The sequence below is a fragment of the Pseudonocardia thermophila genome (assembly GCF_900142365.1).
Lineage (GTDB): Bacteria > Actinomycetota > Actinomycetes > Mycobacteriales > Pseudonocardiaceae > Pseudonocardia > Pseudonocardia thermophila.
The window spans coordinates 122,210-139,815 of the sequence record NZ_FRAP01000020.1; the positions used below are offsets into that span (position 1 = coordinate 122,210).

A 17,606-nucleotide genomic window follows, 5' to 3' on the forward strand; every position below is an offset into this window, starting at 1 on the left:
ATGAGCGCGAGCAGATATCAAGCGCGTGCAACAATTGCACACGCGCTCTATCTGCGCAATCCGCTAGAGTGGGAGGAGCAGCAAGCGCAGGGGGAAGCGATGGGGTTCGCCGACGATGGCGTCGACGTGCGGGTCCAGGGCTGGCGGACCCTGGCCGCGCTGCACGCGCGTCTCGAGGAGTCCCTGGAGAAGGTGCTGCAAGCCGAGTTCGATCTCTCGGTCGTCGAGTACACCGTCCTCGACGCGGTCGCCCGCCAGGACGGGTGCCACATGCGCATGCAGCACGTCGCCCGCGCTGCCGCGCTCTCGCACAGCGCGACGACGCGGCTGGTCACCCGACTGGAGAAGCGCGGCCTGGTCCGTCGCACCCTCTGCGACGACGACCGACGCGGGATCTACAGCACGCTCACCGAAGCCGGGCACGAGCTGCTCACCCGCGCCCGCCCGGTGCACGACCGCACCGTGTCCGCGACCCTCGACGAGGCGGGTCGGGATCCGGATCTGGCGCCCCTGGTGAAGGCGCTGCACGAGCTCCCGCGCAGCTAGGGCGGCCTGGATCAGCGCCGATCAGCGCCGATCAGCCGGCCGGCCCAGCTCCACCAGCTCGCTGCGGGTGCGCCGCAGCAATCCGGCGTCGTCGACCGCGTAGTAGGACATCGCCGACAGCGGTGGGGAGTACGCGTGCACGCTCACGGCGGGCGTCGGGTCGGCGTTGCCGACGTCGTGGACGTGCCCGAGCGGGAAGCCGGCGCTCGACCCGGCGGTGAGCCGCCGGGTGGCGAGGCCGGTGCCGATCCAGTGCTGCTCGGTCAGCGCGCCCGACACCACCGTCAACGCCCCCAGCGAACCGGCGTGGTCGTGCAGCTCGGCGGACTGCTCGGTGGCCCAGCTGATCAGCCACACGTCGACGAACGCATCGCTGCGCAACAGCTGGTACCAGCGGCGGTTCGGATCGACGACGACGGCGTGCAGGCCGGCGCGGACCTCCGCGGCGACAGCGCGGGTCAGCGAGGTCAGGTCGGCGAGGACGAGCGGCGTGGGGGCGTGCAGCAGCACAGAGGGACTCCAGGGGGACGGAACGGGCCGGCGAGCGGACGAGAAGGTCAGCTCGGGCGACACCCCTGGTCGAACTGGTCCGCACGACGGCCGCCCCAGATCTCTCCGAGAACGGCGGCCTGTCCGAACACCCCATCATGTGACCACAGCGCCGTGGGCGCCGTCCACCGGCCTCTCACCCGACGGGCAGGGTCCGGAAATGTCCGGGCTACGCGCGGTGGGCCGCGAGCCACTCCCGCAGATCGGTGAGCGGGCCCTCGCGCTCGGGCTCGTTGTAGATCTCGTGCCACAGGCCCTCGTACCAGCGCACGGTCAGGTCCGGGGAGCCGCAGACGGCCGCCAGCGCCCGGCTGCCGGCCGGATCGGTGAGCACGTCGGCGGTGCCGTGCTGCAGCAGCAGCGGCAGACGCAGACCGCGCGCCCGCTCCGGCAGCACGTCGAACTGCGCCACCAGCCGCGACGACAGGCCCAGCGTCGGGTTGCCGTGGTGGACGAGCGGATCGGCCTGGTAGGCGGCCACGACCGCGGCGTCCTTGCTCACCTTCGCAGCGTCGATCCCGGCCGGCCGCAGCGTGGGCGCCACCTTCGCCAGCACGCGCAGCAGCGGCAGCAGCGGCTTCGGCACCGCGTCGCTGGCCAGCGCGGGCGCCGACAGCACCAATCCGGACAGCACGTTCTGGTGGTCGAGCGCGTACGCCAGCGCGATCTGCCCGCCCATGCTGTGGCCGAGCAGGAACAGCGGCAGCCCCGGGTGCCGGGCGGCGACCTCCCGGCGGAACGAGTCGTAGTCGACGAGCCAATCGCGGTAGTCGTCCAGGTGCGCACGCCGCCCCGACGACCGGCCGTGGCCGCGGTGGTCCAATCCGTACACCGCCCACCCGTCAGGCAGCAGCGCCTCGACGACGTTGCCGTACCGCCCCGAGTGCTCGCCCAGGCCGTGGCACAGCAGCAGCACCCCGGACGCGGGTCCGTCGGGTAGCCAGCCCTGCCAGTACAGGTCGACGCCGCGCGCGCCGACGAGCCAGCCCTCCACCCGGGTCGGCTGCTCGGTCATGTCGCCGAACCTACTGCGCCCCGGCGGCCGACGTCGGCCGCAACTCGACGTCCTGGTGCACGTCCGCACCGGCGGGCACGTCGAGCGGCACCACCGCGCGCTCGAAGCCGGGCGCCGTCACCGTCAGCGTGTACGCACCGGCGAGCAGTTCGGCGACCCGGAACCCGCCGTCGGCGGCCGTCTCGGTCTCCTCCACGGCCTCGCCGTCCTGCGCCAGCACGACCAGCGCGCCCGCGAGCGCGGCACCCTCGGCCCGGACCGTGCCCGCGATCGACGCGGACCGCTGCAGCGGCACGGTCACCTTCGCCGGGCCGTCCGACACGGTCACCGCCACCGCACCCGGCTGGTGGTCCGGTGCCGACACCACGACCATGTACGTGCCCGGCTCCGGCGCGGTCAGCTCGGCGCAGCCGTCGGCACCCGTGGTGCCCGAGTCGACTTGGGCGCCCTGGTCGTCCACCAGCGCGGTCGACGCGGCCTCGACGGGCGCGTCGTCGCGGCCCAGCACGGCCACCGCCACCGGCGCGGGCGGACCGGTGTGCTCCCGCAGTGGCATCGCCTGCTGCCCGGCGCCGGTCAGCGCGACGACGGGGCCCGCGTCCGGTCGGTGCGCGGGTTCGAGGACACCGAACGTGCGCAGCAGCGCCTCGTCCACGGCGGCGTGCTCCGCCGCGCGCTCCTCGGGGGTCTGCCGCGGCCTGCGCTTGCGCACGAAGTCGGTCTCCGCCTCGGTGGCCCCGTCCTCCTCGATCTCGTAGTCGGGATCGTCGTCCACCACGCCGGCCTCCGTCACCCACTCCGCGCCCGTCACGGACGGATCATCCTCCGCGGGATCGCCGTCCCGTGATCCGGCTCGGCCGACGAGCGGGATCACCGTCGCACCCGCGGCGGCCGGTGGCACATCGGCCGGGTCCACGCGGGCACCCGTCGGAGCCTCCTCGGCAGGGTCGGCACCGTCGGCGTCGTCAGCGGCCTCGGCGTCGTCAGCGGCCTCAGCGTCGTCAGCGGCCTCAGCGGCCTTCCCGGCGACCCTCTCGGTGGTCGCGTCCGCGCGGGTGTCCGGCTCGGCCCGCTCGTCGGTGGAGGCGGCGAAGGAGGCGGTGTCGTCGGTGGCACCGCTGTCGTCCGCGGCACCGCTGCCGAACCCGGAGATGTCGTCGATCCCCGCGGGAACCGGCATGAGCTCGATCGGAACGTCGTCGACCTCCTCGGGCAGCCACGCGTCCGACTCGTCCTCGGCGAGGAGCTCCGCGTCCGGCTCCGTGGTCCCCGGTGCCTCCGCGATCACCGGGGACAGCGGCGCGGCGACCGGGGTCTCCTCGGCGGCCGGTTCCTCCGGCGCCTCCTGTTCGGCGGGCTCCGCCGACGCGGCGGGCTCGGCGTCCTCGGCCCCTGCCGGCTCGTCCTCGCGCACCAGCCGAAGCACGGCCCCACCGGCGAGCCCCGCCAGCGCGGCAGTCCCGGCCACGGCGGTGCCGCGGTCACGGGCGGGCGGCTCGTCGTCGGTCTCCTCCCCGGTGGTGGCCGGCTCGACCGGCCCGAGGGCGCGCAAGGGGACGGCCGGCTCCGGCTCGGACTGCGGTTCAGGCTGCGGATCGGGCTGCGGTTCGGGCTGCGGATCGGGCTCGGTCAGGACGGGGCCCTCCGCTTCCCCCAGAGCCTTCTCCGCCGCTTCCTCTCCAGGCTCCTCCGCAGCCGGGAGCCTCCGGTCGGCCGCGTCCGGCACGACGACGGCGGCCGCGGGGACGGGATCGATCGACGCCCAGGATTCACCTGGTTCAGCGACGGCTCCAGTCATCCGCGCCCCGCGCGCCCAGGGGGTGTCGGCGAGGCCGAACACCTCCACGGGCTCCGGTTTCCGCACGCTCGGCGGCGCCGCCACCGGCTCCTCGGCCACCGCGGGCTCCGGTTCCTGCGACGGCTCGGCGACCACCGGGACGTCCGCAGGCGGGGCCTGCTCGGTGCGCGGCTCCGGCACGCTCACCTCGGCCACGGGCTGCGGTTCGGGCTCCGCTTCGAGCTCGTCCTGGGCGGGTTCCGGCTCCGGCTCCGCGGCCTCCGTACCCGCCGTGAGCTGCGCGTTCGCCTCCCGCAAGGCGACCAGCTCGGCCACCGTGCGCGGACCGGTGCGGTGCCGGGGACCGCCGCTGCGCCGCTGTTTCCGCCGCCGAGCAGACCAGATGGCGAGCACGCCGAGCACGATCACGGCCACGGCGACGGACACGACGACGATGGTGCTCATCTGGAGCGCTCTCCCGGATCGCGGAGGACGGACGACTTCACGTCGAGGCGCGAACCTAGCACCGGGCTTGATCGTTCCGCCGGGCCGGCGCACCGACGGTCACCTGCGTGGAGCAGGCCCGGCCAGGCATCATCGGCGGGTGGAGTCGACCCGGATCGATCGCTGGTTGTGGGCGGTGCGCTTGGTGAAGACCCGGTCGGCCGCGGCGGAGGCGTGCCGCGGCGGGCACGTGCGGGTCAACGACCGGTCGGCCAAGCCGGCGACGCCCGTCCGGCCCGGCGACACGGTGCGCGCGCGGCTCCACGACCGCATCCGCGTGGTCGACGTCGTGAAGATCATCGACAAGCGGGTCGGCGCCCCGGAGGCCGTCACCTGCTACGTGGACCGGTCGCCCGAGCCGGAGCCCACCCTGTTCGCGGGCCCGCTGCTGCGCCGCGACCGCGGTGCCGGTCGCCCGACCAAGCGCGATCGGCGCGAGATCGAGCGGCTGCGCCGCAGCTGGGCTACGCCCGAACCGCCGCTTCGGTGACCACCGGGTGGGCGCTGCGCTCGCGCAGGCCGAGCGCGGTGACCGCCACGGCGATGACGGCCAGCCCGAGCCACTGCGTCCCGGTCAGGGTGGACCCGAGGAAACCCACCCCGATGAGGGTGGCGGTGGCTGGGAAGGCCAGCTCGGCCAGCGTCGCGCGGCCGGCGGCGGTCGCCTTCAGCCCGACGTAGTAGAGGGCGAGCGCGAGCAGCCCCGGGATGAGTGCGAGCAGCACCAGCGGGCCGAACTGGTCGAACGTGATCGACATCGGCGTGCCCTGCACGGCCACCACGAGCGCGGCCGCGGGCAGGCCGATCGCGAACCGCAGCACGGTGACCTCCCGGCTCGGCACCCGGGCGCTGACCATGCGGCCGAGGACCGTGCCGAGGCCCCACAGCGCGGCCGCCCCGACGGCCAGCAGCGCCGCGGTGACCTCCTGCGGCTTCGCGGCGAGCGGGTCCGGGAAGGCCATCAGCCAGGCACCGGCGATCGCCGGCACCGCGTACAACCAGTAGGCGGGGCGGAACCGTTCGCCGAGCAGCACGGCCGCGGCGAGGATCGCGATCAGCGGCTGCAGCTTCTGCAGCACCAGCGGCGTGACGGGGTCACCGATCCGGAACGCGGCCGTGAACAGCGCCGTGGCCACGGCCGACGCCCCGGCCCCGATGACCACGAGCGCGATCCGGTCGCGCACGGACGCGGCCCGGAAGGCGCGCACCGCTGCCGGCAGCAGCGGGAGCAGGACGACGACGATGATCAGGTGTTCCCAGAGCACCACCGCGGCGGCGGGCACGGTCCGGGCCAGCGGCTGGCGCAGCAGGCCGTCGGTGCCCCACAGGGCAGCCGCGACCGCCACCAGCCACATCCGGTCGGGACCGGTCGGGCGAGAGTCCACGATCAACCCCAACACCGCGGAGGAGTGATCCATGCCCGGCACGGTTGAGGGCCGGCTCACCCGGGTAGTCCCCGCCATCGACGCCAACGGACCGGGCAGCGGGCTGACGCTGCGCTTCGACGGGGCGGCGCTCCCCGCTCACCTGGGGCGGGTCCGCCGCCGGATCGCCGCGTGGCTGGCGGAGGGCGGGCTCGATCCGGACACGATCGACGACGTCGTCCTGGCCGCGCACGAGGCGCTGTCGAACGCCGCCGATCACGCGTTCGGCGACGGCTCGGGCGAGGTGGTGCTGCGCGCGGTCCGCGAGGGCCGGGACGGGCTGCGCATCATCGTGCGGGACAGCGGCCGGTGGCGTCCGCCACCGGCCGATCCCGGGTTCCGCGGGCACGGGATGACGTTGATGGCCGGCCTGGCGCAGCGCTGCCGGGTGCACCGCGACCAGGCCGGCACCACCGTCGAGCTCTACTGGAAGCTCAGCGGATCCACCAACGCGGAGACGTCGGCCGTGTGATCGTCAGCCGGTCACCGGCAGGCTGTACTCGACGATCTCCGGCTCGGGAGCCTCCTCGGCCTCGTGGGCGCGCGGCTCGTAGCGCACCGCGTGGTGGTCGCCGGCGTCCTCGTCCTCGTAGGCGTCCTCGTCGGTGTACTCGTCGGTGGACTCCTCCTCGTCGACCACGACCTCGTCGTCGTCGACGGTGCCGCAGGTGGCCGAACCGATCGTGAGGGTCTGCACCGCACGACCGGGCGCGGTCAGCTGCGGCAGCGTGACCTCCGGCAGCCCGAGCAGGTCGGTCACCTGGCTCAGCAGCGGGCGGGCCGCGGAGTCGGTGCCGGCCGTGTTCACCACGCCCTGCAGCAGGTTGCCGGTGACGTCCGGCAGGCCGCCCGGGAGCACGCTCACCGAGACACCGGTGACCGTGATGCTGCCGTCGGCGTTGCGCTTCTCCTCACCGATCGAGGCGCGGACGATGCCCAGGTCGAGTGTGGTGCCGCCGATCGTGACCTCCGGCAGCGGGGTGCCCAGCAGCTGGCCGTCGACGATCTCGACGCGGCCGCGGCCGTTCTCGCACTTCGTCCGGATCACGCCGGCCTTCAGCAGAGTCGCGACCTTCAGGTCGGTCACCGACGCCGCGGCGTACCCGGCCCGGGCCTCCGAGCTGAGGACGCCCCCGGAGATCGTGTCGGCCACGTTCGGGATGCCGACGACCGACTCCTTCACCGGCTTGCCGTCCGGGCTCTCGACCTTCGCCAGGGGGCCGAGGTTGATCAGGCCGGCGCCGGCGAGCGCGTACGCCGACTCGGGCCGGGTCTCCGGCTCGGCGAGGGCGGGGGTGCTGCCGATCACGACGGCCGCGACGGCGGCGGCACCGACGGCCGCGAACGCGGCGGCCCGGCGGACCGAACTCCTGCTGCGCACTGCGAATTCCCCTTGTCTTTCGTTCTACGGGAGGCTTCTACGTCGTCGGGAAACGGGTCAGTCTTCGGTGATCACGACGAGCGTGCCGAGCGGCACGTCGATGAGCTTCTTGAGCGCCTCGGCCGGCACGCGGATGCAACCGTCGCTGGTCTCGGTGCCGAACACGTCTGCGGTGGGCCAGGTGTGGATGGCGACCGTCCCCGGTCCGCCGCCGAAGGTGTCGAGCGTCGGGCTGTGCGTGCCCAGCGGCAGGATCACCGGGGAGAAGGTCTGGTTCGGATCGCGGAAGGCGGCCATCAGGAAGGTGCGCCCAGCCGGGGTCGGCGTGGCCGGCTTGCCGATCCCCACCTTCCACGTGCCGACGACCTGGCCGTCCTTCTCGAGCCGCAGCTTCTTCGACCGCAGGTGCACCGTGATCAGGTACGGGGTGCGGGCCTCGGTCACGTCGGCGGCGCGGATCCAGCCGGTGGAGCCGTTGGGCCGGGACGGGAGCAGCACCCGCAGCCAGCCGGCCTGCTGCTCGATGACGGGGACCCAGGTGTCGCCGACGTCGCGGAGCATCGTCCGCGGCAGGCGCGCCAGCGGAGTGCCGCCGGGCGCGTCGTGGACCGGGGTCTCACGCACGGGGTGGACGACGAGCCCGGTGGTCGTGCTCTGCGGGGCGGGATCGAGCGGGGCGCCGTCGATCGTGGTGTAGGTGGTCGTCAGCGGCAGCGCCGCGGTGGTCGCGTCGACCCCGGCGACGACCACGTCCTGGTCGGTCCCGGGCTCACCGGATCCGGTGAACAGGGCGGCGACGAGGTTCAGCACGACGACGGCCACCACCGCCCCGTACGCCGCGCGGCGCACGGGCCGGCGCGCCGTGGCCGGTTGCGCAGCGGTCCGCCGGAGCTTCGTGAGCGTGGCCATCGTCACCCGTCGTCCATCTCTCCAGGCCCGCACGGAGCGTGCCCGGTTGGTCACTGTGCAGAGCGTGCACACGGAGAACGACCGACCCTCGATCGGGTTACGCCTGTCCGTGTGGACGGGATCACGGCGTGACCACCTGCCCGGCGAGGGCGGCGCGAGGACGCGCTTTCACAGCGGATGAACGCGGCATCGCTATCGTGACCGTCTAGGTCGGGCCCCTCTGCGCGAAGCGGCCGACCGCCGCCAGTGCCGGAAGGACCCCAGCTCGATGCACCCGAACAGCCCCTCGCAGCCGCCGCAGCCCGGCCCGCGCCCCGGTCCGTACGGTGGTCCACCGCCCGGGCCGTACGGGGGACGCCCGGTGAGCCCGAACGCCGGACCGCCGACGGGCCCGGTCCCGCCGTACGGCGGCCCGCCGACCGGTCATCAGCCGCTCTACCAGGGCCCGCACACCCAGCCGCAGCCCCCGGTGTCGGCCACCGGCCCGGTGCCGCCGCTGCCCGACACGGTGCGCATCCCGGGCGGATCCGGCGGATCGGGTGGGAGCGGCCCGGACGAACCGCGGTTCGACCGGCGGATACTGATCGGCGGTGCCGGCGCGATCGCGCTGCTCGCCGTGATCGCCGTCGTGCTGGTGATCACACTCTCCGGCGGCTCGGAGCCGGGCGGCAAGCTCGGCCCGCAGCCCGGCGTCGCGAGCCAGGAACACGGCAGGCGGCCGATCGCCCAGATCGAGCCGACGTCGGGGCGCACGCTCACCGTGGCGCAGGACGGCTCCGGCCAGTTCACCTCCATCGCGGAGGCGGCCGAGGAGACCCGGCCCGGCGACACCGTCGTGATCTCCTCGGGCACCTACGAGGAGGCCCTGATGATCCCGCACTCCGGGACGCAGGGGGCCTACATCACCTACACCGCCGCACCGGGCGCCGAGGTGGTCATCACCGGTGACACCGACACCGACGGCCTCGTGGAGCTGCGCGAGCAGAGCTGGATCAAGCTGATCGGGCTGTCGATCAGGGGCTCGTCGGAGCACGGCCTGTACGCCGCTGGATCGAGCCACGTCGTCGTCCAGGACGTCGAGGTGGCCGACTCGGAGCACGGCGGCATCGTGTTCATCGACGGCTCCGACATCCAGGTGCTCCACACCGAGGTGCGCAACTCCAACGCGATGGGGACCGATGCGAAGAACGAGGCCATCTCGATGTCGAACATCGACGGCTTCGAGATCGCCTACTCGATCGTGGAGGACTGCGGCGAGGAGGGCATCGACGCCAAGTACGAGGCCCGCAACGGCAAGATCCACGACAACACCACGCGCGGCAACCGGGGCCCGAACATCTACGTCGACGCCGCGCACGCGATCGAGATCTACAACAACACCGTCGTCGGGGCGACCGGCGAGGGCAAGGCCGGGATCTTCCTGGGTGTCGAGGACGTCTCGGAGACCCGCCGCACCTACGACGTGAAGATCTACAACAACGTCATCACCGGCAACCGCGGCGGCGGCATCAACTTCTTCGTCGAGTCCGACGGCACGTTCAGCGACCTGTCGATCATCAACAACACGATCGCGGACAACGACGGTGACGGCATCAACCCGCGCGACTACGACTTCACCGGTACCAACGTGCTGCGCAACAACCTCGTCGTCGGCAACACCCGCGACAGCGCGGGCGACATGAGCGTGTTCACCGCCGACCACAACCTGTTCGGCACCGGCCCCGTCGGGGCGAACCCGGTGGAGGGCGCGGTGGAGTTCGTCGACGCGGAGGCAGGCGACCTGCGGCTGGCCCCGGACTCGGCCGGGATCGGCGCGGGGTCCCCGGACGGCGCCCCGCGCGCGGACGTGCTCGGCGTGGCCCGGCCGGAGGACAAGATCGACCTGGGGGCGTTCCAGAGCCAGGGGTGAGGCCCTACTTCCCGGCCACGCCCCCGAGCCGAAGGATCAGCTCCTCGACCCAGTCCCGGACGGTCGCGAGATCGATGTCGCCGCGCCCGCGCAGGGCCGGCTCGACGTGCCGCAGCACGACGGCGTGGATCGTCACCGCGTCGGGGACCGGATCGACGTCGGGCAGGCTGACGTCGCCGCGGCCGCGGCGCAGCGCTTCCTCCAGGAGCGTGCGGTGCTGCGCGTGGGCGGCCTCGACGACGTCGAGCACCTCCTCGCCGGCGGTCGGGTCGGGGGCGAGGAACGGCCGGGCGGCGTTCGCCCGCTCCTCGTCCTCGGGCACACCGAGGTAGTGGTCGGCCCACGCGCGCGCGGCCGCGGCGCCGTCGACGGCCCGCTCGACCGCGGTGGCCAGCCCGCGCCCGAGCGCTTCGGCCGCCTCGGCGGCGAGCGCGGCCAGCAGCGCGTCCTTGGACGCGAAGTGCCGGTAGAAGATGCGCCGGTTGACGTGCGCCGCGCGCAGGATGTCCTCGACAGCGGGCGCACCGCGGCGCGAGCCCAGCCGGACCGCGGCGCGCATGATGGCCTCGCGATCCTGCGGGGACGCAGTCCCTGCCATGGGGGTTCCTCCGCAGCTTCCGTACCGGACCCCCGTGCGGCCGATGGTAGCCCTGGTGACGCATCGGCGGACCGCTTCAGTACCGGTACAGAGTGATCCGGGGCACATACCCACCGTGACACAGCTCATGCCCGGCCGCCATCTCCGCAGGTCAACGCATCCTGCCCGGCGTCGTGACCGTTCCGTTGCCGAAGTTCGCGAACCCCGGGGCAACCGTTCGGGAACCCATGGCGTCTTCTAGGGCATGGAGGCAACAGCAACCGCACCGCTCGGCCTGCACCGTGTGCTCGCCGAGGTCGAGGCGCGCGCCGCCGGCCAGCTCCCGAAAGTCGTCGTCTACGGCCCCCGTCGCGGCTCCCGCGTCGAGCTCGCCGCCAAGCGCGGTATCGACATCCTGGGCGCACTGATCGGCCTGCTGCTGACCCTCCCCGTCCTGTTCGTCATCGCGGTCGCGGTCCGCATCGAGGGCGGCCCCGGCGTCATCTTCCGCCAGCAGCGCGTGGGGCAGCACGGCCGCATCTTCACGCTCTACAAGTTCCGCTCGCTCAAGCCGATCGCGAACGAGGGCGACGTCCGCTGGAACATCGACAACGACGAGCGCCTCGGCCCGGTCGGCAAGTTCATCCGGCGCACCAGCCTGGACGAGCTCCCCCAGCTGTTCAACGTGCTCAAGGGCGACATGAGCCTGGTCGGGCCGCGGCCGGAGCGCCCGTACTTCGTCGAGCAGTTCTCGGCGCAGATCCCCGGTTACGCGCAGCGCCACCGGGTGCCGGTCGGCCTCACCGGCCTGGCGGTCGTGCAGGGCCTGCGCGGCGACACCTCGATCCCGGAGCGGGCCCGCGTCGACAACGAGTACGCCGACAACTGGTCCCTCTGGCTCGACATCAAGATCATCCTCCGCACGGTGGCGTACCTCATCAAGCACTGAAGCATCGAGCACCGATACATCGAGCACCGAGCCGAGCTGACTGAGCTCGCGCCGCCGCTCCCCCGCCAGACCTGCCGATTCCCGCGGCACCTCGAAGGCCCGGACTCCTCCCGCGTCCGGGCCTTCGTCGTGTACGGACAGGAGAAGGACCGCCCCCGAACGGCCCCACCCCGCCCACGGCCCGCGGATCAGCTCGCCGTGCCCCCGCCGGCGTGGAGCACGCAGCGCGGATCCAGGCACGGCTCCTCCGCGGCACCCGCCCGGTAGGCGGCGTTCGCGAGCACGGAACAGACGCACCCGGCGGCGAGTGCGCGCGGTCCGCCGGGCGCCATGGCCGAGTCGATCGGCCGCGCATCCGTGGCAGGCGCGGTCGCCTCGTCGGTCATGCCGTCCCCTCCCCAGACGTCGGACCGTGCGCGGCCGTCTCCGAAGCCGCGCAGGGACGCTACCCGAGACGCGGGGTGGCGAGGCGCATCAGGTCAGACGAGTGACCGAACACCCGGGGACGGCTCAGGCGCCCCGGCCGGAGCGCCGGTTGCGCTCGATCTCGTCCACCGAGATCGGCCGCTGCGGGTCCAGCTCGACACCGTAGTGCCGGGCCATGCCGTCGACCTGCGCCCACAGCAGCGTCGTCAGGTGCGAGACGACGTCCTCGCGGGCCACCTCCCGCGACTCCAGCCACCACTCGGCCGTGTTCAGGACGAACCCGACCGCGCCGCGCGCCCACACCGCGGCGATCTGGTCAGCCGCCGGATCGACCGTGCGCAGGTACTCCGCCAGCACCGACCGCAGCGCGTCCGCGACGAACGACTTGTCGGCCCCCACCACGTCGCGGCCCTCCGGGGTCCTGCGCGCGAAGAACCAGTACACGTTCGGCGACTCGGCGACGAAGCCGAGGAACGCCTCCAGCATGGACCGGATCCGCACGAGCGGGGCGTCGTCGGCGAACAGCGCCGGCATCAGCCGGCTCATCAGCAGGTTGGTCGCCCGGTCGCCCATCGCGTCGACCAACCCCATGCGGTCGCCGAAGTGCCGGTAGACCACCGGCTTGGTGACGCCGGCGCGGGCGGCGACCTGGTTCATCCCGAAGTCGGGCCCGTGCTCCTCCAGCACTTCGAGCGCGGCGTCGATGAGCTGTTCGCGGCGGCGGGCCCGGTGGGCGGCCCACCGGGTCGTGCGGCCGTCGGGAGTGGTCCGGCTGGCGGCGTCCTGCTGGCGTGCGGCCACGGGCCGATTCTCCCCTCTGCCCACCAGGCGCGGTCCACGCCTTCGCGCGATCCGGGCAACGTTGCGCGGCGTGGCACGATCGCAGGATGAGCAGAGCAGCCTCCGCGCAGCATCTGCGCGACCTGGCGCTGCTGCGCCGGGTCCGCGATCGGATCGACCGCGAGTACGCGCAACCGCTGGACGTCGAGGCTCTCGCCCGGGGCGTGAACATGTCGGCCGGGCACCTGTCCCGCCTGTTCCGCCGCGCGTACGGCGAGTCGCCCTACAGCTACCTGATGACCCGCCGGATCGAACGCGCCATGGCTCTGCTGCGGTTCGGCGACATGAGCGTCACCGAGGTCTGCTTCGCCGTCGGCTGCCAGTCGCTGGGCACGTTCAGCACCCGGTTCACCGAACTGGTCGGCATGACGCCCAGCCAGTACAAGAAACAGGCGCAGGGCGAGCTGGCGGGGATGCCGCCGTGCATCGCCAAGCAGGTATCGAGACCGATCAGGAATCGAGAAGCACGGCCCGCCGCCCCGGCCCTACCGTGACCGCATGGACCTCACCATCTACCAGGCCTTCCTCCCGCACACCGACCCGCAGGCGTCGCTCGCGTTCTACCGGGACACGCTCGGCTTCGAGGTGCGCAACGAGGTCGAGTACGGCGGGCAGCACTGGATCACGATCGGCCCGCCCGACCAGCCCGAGACCTCGATCGTGCTGCACCCGCCGGCCGCCGATCCCGGCATCACCGAGGAGGAGCGCCGCACGATCCTCGAGATGATGGCCAAGGGCACCTACGGGGGCATCAACCTCGCCACCAAGGACGTCGACGCGGCGTTCGAGCAGCTGCAGGCGGGCGACGTCGACATCGTGCAGGAACCGACCGACCAGCCGTGGGGCGTGCGCGACTGCGCGCTGCGCGACCCGGCCGGCAACCTCATCCGCATCTTCCAGGTCGACTGACCCCATCACCCCAGTCACGGAGACCGCATGACCACCGCCAGTGCCCCAGCCTCGACGTCCACCGTGCACCCCGCGGACGGCCACGACCGCATCCGGGTGCTCGGCGCCCGGGAGAACAACCTCAAGGACGTCGACATCGAGCTGCCGAAGCGGCGGCTGACGGTGTTCACCGGGGTGTCCGGCTCCGGCAAGAGCTCGCTGGTGTTCGACACGATCGCCGCCGAGTCGCGGCGGCTGATCAACGAGACCTACTCCGCGTTCGTCCAGGGGTTCATGCCGACCCAGGCCCGCCCCGACGTCGACGTCCTCGACGGGCTCACCACCGCGATCATCGTCGACCAGCAGCGGATGGGCGCCGATCCGCGCTCCACGGTCGGCACCGCCACCGACACCGGGGCGATGCTGCGCATCCTGTGGAGCCGGCTCGGCGAGCCGCACATCGGCTCGCCGCAGGCGTTCTCGTTCAACGTGGCCTCGATCAGCGGCGCGGGCGCCGTCACGTACGAGAAGGGCGGGCGAACCGTCAAGGAGCGCCGCGACTTCTCGATCGTCGGCGGCATGTGCCCGCGCTGCGAGGGCCGCGGCACGGTGAACGACATCGATCTCTCGGCGCTCTACGACGAGGCGAAGTCGCTCAACGAGGGCGCGATCACCGTGCCCGGTTACAGCATGGACGGCTGGTACGGCCGCATCTACCGCGGCTGCGGCTGGTTCGACCCGGACAAGCCGATCAAGGACTACACCGAGAAGGAGCTGAACGACCTCCTCTACAAGGAGGCCACGAAGATCAAGGTCGACGGGGTCAACCTGACCTACCTCGGCCTGGTCCCTCAGGTGCAGAAGACCTACCTGTCGAAGGACATCGACTCGCTGCAGCCGCACATCCGCGCGTTCGTGGAGCGCGCGGCCACGTTCACCACCTGCCCCGAGTGCGACGGCACCCGGCTCACCGAGCTGGCCCGCTCGTCGAAGATCAGGGGGATCAGCATCGCCGACGCGTGCGCCATGCAGATCAGCGACCTCGCCGAGTGGGTGCGCGAACTGGACGAGCCGTCGGTCGCGCCGCTGCTCAAGTCGCTGCAGAACACGCTCGACTCGTTCGTCGAGATCGGGCTCGGCTACCTGTCGCTCGACCGGCCGGCCGGCAGCCTGTCCGGCGGCGAGGCCCAGCGCACGAAGATGATCCGCCACCTCGGCTCGTCGCTCACCGACGTCACCTACGTGTTCGACGAGCCGACGGTCGGGCTGCACCCGCACGACATCCAGCGGATGAACAGCCTGCTGCTGCAGCTGCGGGACAAGGGCAACACGGTGCTCGTCGTCGAGCACAAGCCCGAGGTGATCGCGATCGCCGACCACGTCGTCGATCTCGGGCCGGGCGCGGGAACCGACGGCGGCCGGGTCGTCTACGAGGGCACGGTCGAGGGTCTGCGCGCCTCGGGCACGCTCACCGGCCGCCACCTCGAGTACCGGGCGCAGCTGAAGCCACAGGTGCGCACGCCGACCGGCGCGCTGGAGGTGCGCGGGGCGAACACCCACAACCTGCAGGACGTGGACGTCGACATCCCGCTGGGCGTGCTCGTCGTCGTCACCGGGGTGGCTGGTTCCGGCAAGAGCTCGCTGATCGACGGGTCGGTGGCCGGCCGGGAGGGCGTGGTCACGGTCGATCAGAGCCCGATCCGCGGCTCGCGCCGCTCCAACCCCGCCACCTACACCGGGCTGCTCGAGCCGATCCGCAAGGCGTTCGCGAAGGCGAACGGGGTCAAGCCCGCGCTGTTCAGCCCGAACTCCGAGGGCGCCTGCCCCACCTGCAACGGGGCCGGGGTGGTGTTCACCGACCTCGGGATCATGGCCGGGGTGTCCGCGCCGTGCGAGCTGTGCGAAGGCCGGCGGTTCGCCGACTCGGTGCTCGAGTACACCCTCGGTGGCAAGGACATCAGCCAGGTGCTGGAGATGCCGGTCTCCGAGGCACTCGCGTTCTTCGCCGAGGGCGAGGCGAAGACCCCGGCAGCGCACCGCATCCTCACCCACCTCGACGACGTCGGCCTCGGCTACCTCACGCTCGGCCAGCCGCTCACGACCCTGTCCGGCGGTGAGCGGCAGCGGCTGAAGCTGGCCACCCGGATGAGCGACAAGGGGGCCGCCCAGGCACAGGTGTTCGTCCTCGACGAGCCGACGTCCGGCCTGCACCTCGCCGACGTGGAGCAGCTGCTCGGCCTGCTCGACCGGCTGGTGGACGCCGGTCGATCGGTGATCGTGATCGAGCACCACCAAGCCGTCATGGCGCACGCCGACTGGATCATCGACCTCGGCCCGGGCGCCGGTCACGACGGCGGGCGGATCGTGTTCGAGGGCACCCCGGCCGATCTGGTGGCCGCGAGGTCCACGCTGACCGGTCAGCACCTCGCGGAGTACGTCGGCGCCTGAGCTACCGGCGACACTCCATCAGGTCCAGCGCGAACGACTCGTACTGCTGGGCGATCTGCTCCGGCGTGTAGGGCCCGTGCGGGCGCCACCAGGTCGGCAGCGCCGTGCACATGGTGACGACCGCGCGGGCCCGTTCGTGCGGCTTGTCCGCGGTGAACCTGCCCTCGCGCACGGCGGTGTCGACCTCCTCGTAGACCATCTGCGACTGCTTGTTGCGCAGCCCGGCGATCCGGCGCGCGTTCGCCGGGCTCAAGCTGCGCATCTCGGACGCGCCGATGAAGCCGAGATCGCGGCGGTGGGTGTGGAAGAGCGCGAGGTGCTCGACGAGGAACCGGAAGCGCTCGACCGCGTCGCGGCCCTCGCTGCGCGCGGCCTCGGCGCGGCGCAGCAGATCGTCCATCGTGTACTCGAGCAGCCGCAGCAGCATGTGCTGCTTGCTCGGGTAGTAGTGGTAGATCCCGGAGACGGACAGCCCGGCGCGGGCGGCGATCCCGCGGACGCTCGCGCCGTGGTAGCCGATGTGCAGGAACTCGTCGAGCGCGGCCTGCAGGACGGGATCGAACTCGATCGGCCCGTAGGCGCGCCACGACGCGTCGGCCGGGGGCGGGATCGGCGGCGGATGGGCGATCTCGGCGAGCGCCTCGATGGACTCCGGGTCGCTGACCACGGTGTCGAGGATCTGGGCGACGCTGACCTGCATCGCGGCGGCGATGTCGCGCAACCGGGAGACGGTGAGCCCGGTGCGGCCGTTCTCGATCTGGCTGAGCGTGGCCGGGCTGACCGAGATGGCGCGCGCCAGGCTGCGCAGGCTCATGCCGCGGCTGAGGCGGATGGCGCGGACCTGCGCGCCCACCGCCTCGTCAGCCATCTCGAGAGCCGTCATCGGTGAGCACCCCATCTGTTTAGCTCATCTGAACAGCTGCTTAAGAGGCTAGCCAGTCCGACAGGTTGACGGTCCGACCTGTTACTTGCATCATCCAGCTAAACACCGACCGATCGATCGCTCTCACGATCGTCGAGTGTTCAGTCAGAGGAGGAGACAAGGATGTCCGAAGCGCCCGCGATGCGCGAAGTCCTCGGGGAGAACCCTCCCAACAACTGGGGCAAGTGGGGTCCCGACGACGAGCTGGGTTGCCTGAACTACCTCGACGCCAGCGAGGTGCTGCGCGGGGTCCAGCACGTGAAGTCGGGTGAGGTCTTCACCCTGCAGATCCAGATGGGCCGCAAGGACGGCCCCGGCGACCCGCTCTGGCCGGGCCGCGAGGGCATCAAGCGCAAGAACGAGCTCGACGAGTCCACCTGGGACGGCGACGGCGCCCCCCAGTTCCCCGGCGGCTTGCACTACGCCGACGACACCGCGCTGATCTTCCTGCAGGGTTCCACGCAGTACGACGCGCTCGGCCACGTCTGGTACGACGGCAAGCTCTGGAACGGCTACGACGCCCGCACCACGGTCGGTGGGAT

18 protein-coding genes and 1 pseudogene are annotated in these 17,606 nt (G+C 72.4%); 9 read left to right on the forward strand and 10 right to left on the reverse strand.

Going from position 1 to position 17,606, the window contains the following annotated elements; genetic code table 11:
* The first annotated feature begins 99 nt into the window (after positions 1-99).
* Positions 100-546: a MarR family winged helix-turn-helix transcriptional regulator gene (locus tag BUE41_RS23605; RefSeq protein ID WP_073459498.1), complete on the forward strand. Its 447-nt coding sequence runs from the start codon at positions 100-102 to the stop codon at positions 544-546.
* A gap of 21 nt (positions 547-567) precedes the next feature.
* On the opposite strand, the gene BUE41_RS23610 is transcribed toward BUE41_RS23605, so the two are convergent.
* The 3 genes from BUE41_RS23610 to BUE41_RS23620 all read right to left on the reverse strand — a co-directional run bounded on the left by BUE41_RS23610 (position 568) and on the right by BUE41_RS23620 (position 4,352).
* The gene (locus BUE41_RS23610) at positions 568-1,056 is read right to left on the reverse strand and encodes a cysteine dioxygenase (RefSeq protein WP_073459499.1); all 489 of its coding nucleotides are present in this window, start codon (positions 1,054-1,056) and stop codon (positions 568-570) included.
* Between the two features lie 208 nt (positions 1,057-1,264).
* Complete coding sequence (locus BUE41_RS23615) at positions 1,265-2,110, reverse strand: alpha/beta hydrolase (protein ID WP_073459500.1); 846 nt, start codon at positions 2,108-2,110, stop codon at positions 1,265-1,267.
* A gap of 10 nt (positions 2,111-2,120) precedes the next feature.
* Positions 2,121-4,352, reverse strand: coding sequence for a carboxypeptidase-like regulatory domain-containing protein (locus tag BUE41_RS23620; protein WP_073459501.1), 2,232 nt, complete (start codon positions 4,350-4,352; stop codon positions 2,121-2,123).
* Between the two features lie 139 nt (positions 4,353-4,491).
* Here BUE41_RS23620 and BUE41_RS23625 point away from each other — a divergent pair, with 139 nt between their 5' ends.
* Positions 4,492-4,881 carry an RNA-binding S4 domain-containing protein gene (locus tag BUE41_RS23625; protein ID WP_073459502.1) on the forward strand — a complete coding sequence of 130 codons (390 nt, stop codon included), beginning with the start codon at positions 4,492-4,494 and terminating at the stop codon, positions 4,879-4,881.
* Here BUE41_RS23625 and BUE41_RS23630 read toward each other — a convergent pair.
* Complete coding sequence (locus BUE41_RS23630) at positions 4,856-5,809, reverse strand: DMT family transporter (RefSeq protein WP_073459503.1); 954 nt, start codon at positions 5,807-5,809, stop codon at positions 4,856-4,858. The genes BUE41_RS23625 and BUE41_RS23630 overlap by 26 nt on opposite strands.
* Here BUE41_RS23630 and BUE41_RS23635 point away from each other — a divergent pair.
* The gene (locus BUE41_RS23635) at positions 5,808-6,287 is read left to right on the forward strand and encodes an ATP-binding protein (protein WP_084755718.1); all 480 of its coding nucleotides are present in this window, start codon (positions 5,808-5,810) and stop codon (positions 6,285-6,287) included. The two genes, BUE41_RS23630 and BUE41_RS23635, sit on opposite strands and share 2 nt — an antisense overlap.
* A 3-nt stretch (positions 6,288-6,290) precedes the next feature.
* On the opposite strand, the gene BUE41_RS23640 is transcribed toward BUE41_RS23635, so the two are convergent.
* Both BUE41_RS23640 and BUE41_RS23645 read right to left on the reverse strand, forming a co-directional pair.
* On the reverse strand, positions 6,291-7,196 hold the full coding sequence (locus BUE41_RS23640; protein ID WP_073459504.1) for a hypothetical protein: 906 nt from the start codon (positions 7,194-7,196) through the stop codon (positions 6,291-6,293).
* Positions 7,197-7,253: 57 nt separating this feature from the next.
* Complete coding sequence (locus BUE41_RS23645; RefSeq protein WP_084755720.1) at positions 7,254-8,105, reverse strand: L,D-transpeptidase family protein; 852 nt, start codon at positions 8,103-8,105, stop codon at positions 7,254-7,256.
* 361 nt (positions 8,106-8,466) lie between these two features.
* Here BUE41_RS23645 and BUE41_RS23650 point away from each other — a divergent pair, with 361 nt between their 5' ends.
* The gene (locus BUE41_RS23650) at positions 8,467-10,014 is read left to right on the forward strand and encodes a right-handed parallel beta-helix repeat-containing protein (RefSeq protein WP_073459505.1); all 1,548 of its coding nucleotides are present in this window, start codon (positions 8,467-8,469) and stop codon (positions 10,012-10,014) included.
* Between the two features lie 4 nt (positions 10,015-10,018).
* On the opposite strand, the gene BUE41_RS23655 is transcribed toward BUE41_RS23650, so the two are convergent.
* Entirely contained in the window at positions 10,019-10,612 is a 594-nt protein-coding gene (locus BUE41_RS23655; protein WP_073459506.1) for a TetR/AcrR family transcriptional regulator, read from the reverse strand.
* A 244-nt stretch (positions 10,613-10,856) separates the two neighbouring features.
* Between BUE41_RS23655 and BUE41_RS23660 the strand changes: the two genes are divergently transcribed.
* A complete protein-coding gene (locus BUE41_RS23660) occupies positions 10,857-11,540 on the forward strand; it encodes a sugar transferase (protein WP_084755726.1) in 684 nt (227 codons plus the stop codon).
* 188 nt (positions 11,541-11,728) lie between these two features.
* Here BUE41_RS23660 and BUE41_RS23665 read toward each other — a convergent pair whose 3' ends face one another.
* Both BUE41_RS23665 and BUE41_RS23670 read right to left on the reverse strand, forming a co-directional pair.
* Complete coding sequence (locus BUE41_RS23665; RefSeq protein WP_073459508.1) at positions 11,729-11,926, reverse strand: hypothetical protein; 198 nt, start codon at positions 11,924-11,926, stop codon at positions 11,729-11,731.
* Positions 11,927-12,050: 124 nt separating this feature from the next.
* A complete protein-coding gene (locus tag BUE41_RS23670) occupies positions 12,051-12,767 on the reverse strand; it encodes a TetR/AcrR family transcriptional regulator (protein WP_143172316.1) in 717 nt (238 codons plus the stop codon).
* An 86-nt stretch (positions 12,768-12,853) separates the two neighbouring features.
* Between BUE41_RS23670 and BUE41_RS23675 the strand changes: the two genes are divergently transcribed.
* Genes BUE41_RS23675 through BUE41_RS23685 form a run of 3 tightly spaced genes read left to right on the forward strand, consistent with a single transcriptional unit; the run spans position 12,854 to position 16,142 of the window.
* Positions 12,854-13,300, forward strand: a complete 447-nt coding sequence (locus BUE41_RS23675; RefSeq protein WP_073459510.1) for a helix-turn-helix transcriptional regulator — start codon at positions 12,854-12,856, stop codon at positions 13,298-13,300.
* 4 nt (positions 13,301-13,304) lie between these two features.
* Complete coding sequence (locus BUE41_RS23680) at positions 13,305-13,715, forward strand: VOC family protein (RefSeq protein ID WP_073459511.1); 411 nt, start codon at positions 13,305-13,307, stop codon at positions 13,713-13,715.
* A 27-nt stretch (positions 13,716-13,742) separates the two neighbouring features.
* Positions 13,743-16,142, forward strand: coding sequence for an ATP-binding cassette domain-containing protein (locus tag BUE41_RS23685; protein ID WP_073459512.1), 2,400 nt, complete (start codon positions 13,743-13,745; stop codon positions 16,140-16,142).
* 1 nt (position 16,143) lies between these two features.
* On the opposite strand, the gene BUE41_RS23690 is transcribed toward BUE41_RS23685, so the two are convergent.
* Positions 16,144-17,025 carry a TetR-type transcription factor C-terminal domain-containing protein gene (locus BUE41_RS23690; RefSeq protein ID WP_073459513.1) on the reverse strand — a complete coding sequence of 294 codons (882 nt, stop codon included), beginning with the start codon at positions 17,023-17,025 and terminating at the stop codon, positions 16,144-16,146.
* 162 nt (positions 17,026-17,187) lie between these two features.
* Between BUE41_RS23690 and BUE41_RS23695 the strand changes: the two are divergent.
* A pseudogene (locus BUE41_RS23695) lies at positions 17,188-17,606 on the forward strand (cyclase family protein); the annotation flags it as partial.

Coding starts and splice junctions, on each gene's coding strand:
- BUE41_RS23605 (WP_073459498.1), top strand. CDS start 100: ATGGGGTTCGCCGACGATGGCGTCGACGTGCGGGTCCAGGGCTGGCGG.
- BUE41_RS23615 (WP_073459500.1), bottom strand. CDS start 2,110: ATGACCGAGCAGCCGACCCGGGTGGAGGGCTGGCTCGTCGGCGCGCGC.
- BUE41_RS23620 (WP_073459501.1), bottom strand. CDS start 4,352: ATGAGCACCATCGTCGTCGTGTCCGTCGCCGTGGCCGTGATCGTGCTC.
- BUE41_RS23635 (WP_084755718.1), top strand. CDS start 5,808: ATGCCCGGCACGGTTGAGGGCCGGCTCACCCGGGTAGTCCCCGCCATC.
- BUE41_RS23630 (WP_073459503.1), bottom strand. CDS start 5,809: ATGGATCACTCCTCCGCGGTGTTGGGGTTGATCGTGGACTCTCGCCCG.
- BUE41_RS23645 (WP_084755720.1), bottom strand. CDS start 8,105: ATGGCCACGCTCACGAAGCTCCGGCGGACCGCTGCGCAACCGGCCACG.
- BUE41_RS23655 (WP_073459506.1), bottom strand. CDS start 10,612: ATGGCAGGGACTGCGTCCCCGCAGGATCGCGAGGCCATCATGCGCGCC.
- BUE41_RS23660 (WP_084755726.1), top strand. CDS start 10,857: ATGGAGGCAACAGCAACCGCACCGCTCGGCCTGCACCGTGTGCTCGCC.
- BUE41_RS23665 (WP_073459508.1), bottom strand. CDS start 11,926: ATGACCGACGAGGCGACCGCGCCTGCCACGGATGCGCGGCCGATCGAC.
- BUE41_RS23675 (WP_073459510.1), top strand. CDS start 12,854: ATGAGCAGAGCAGCCTCCGCGCAGCATCTGCGCGACCTGGCGCTGCTG.
- BUE41_RS23680 (WP_073459511.1), top strand. CDS start 13,305: ATGGACCTCACCATCTACCAGGCCTTCCTCCCGCACACCGACCCGCAG.
- BUE41_RS23685 (WP_073459512.1), top strand. CDS start 13,743: ATGACCACCGCCAGTGCCCCAGCCTCGACGTCCACCGTGCACCCCGCG.
- BUE41_RS23690 (WP_073459513.1), bottom strand. CDS start 17,025: ATGACGGCTCTCGAGATGGCTGACGAGGCGGTGGGCGCGCAGGTCCGC.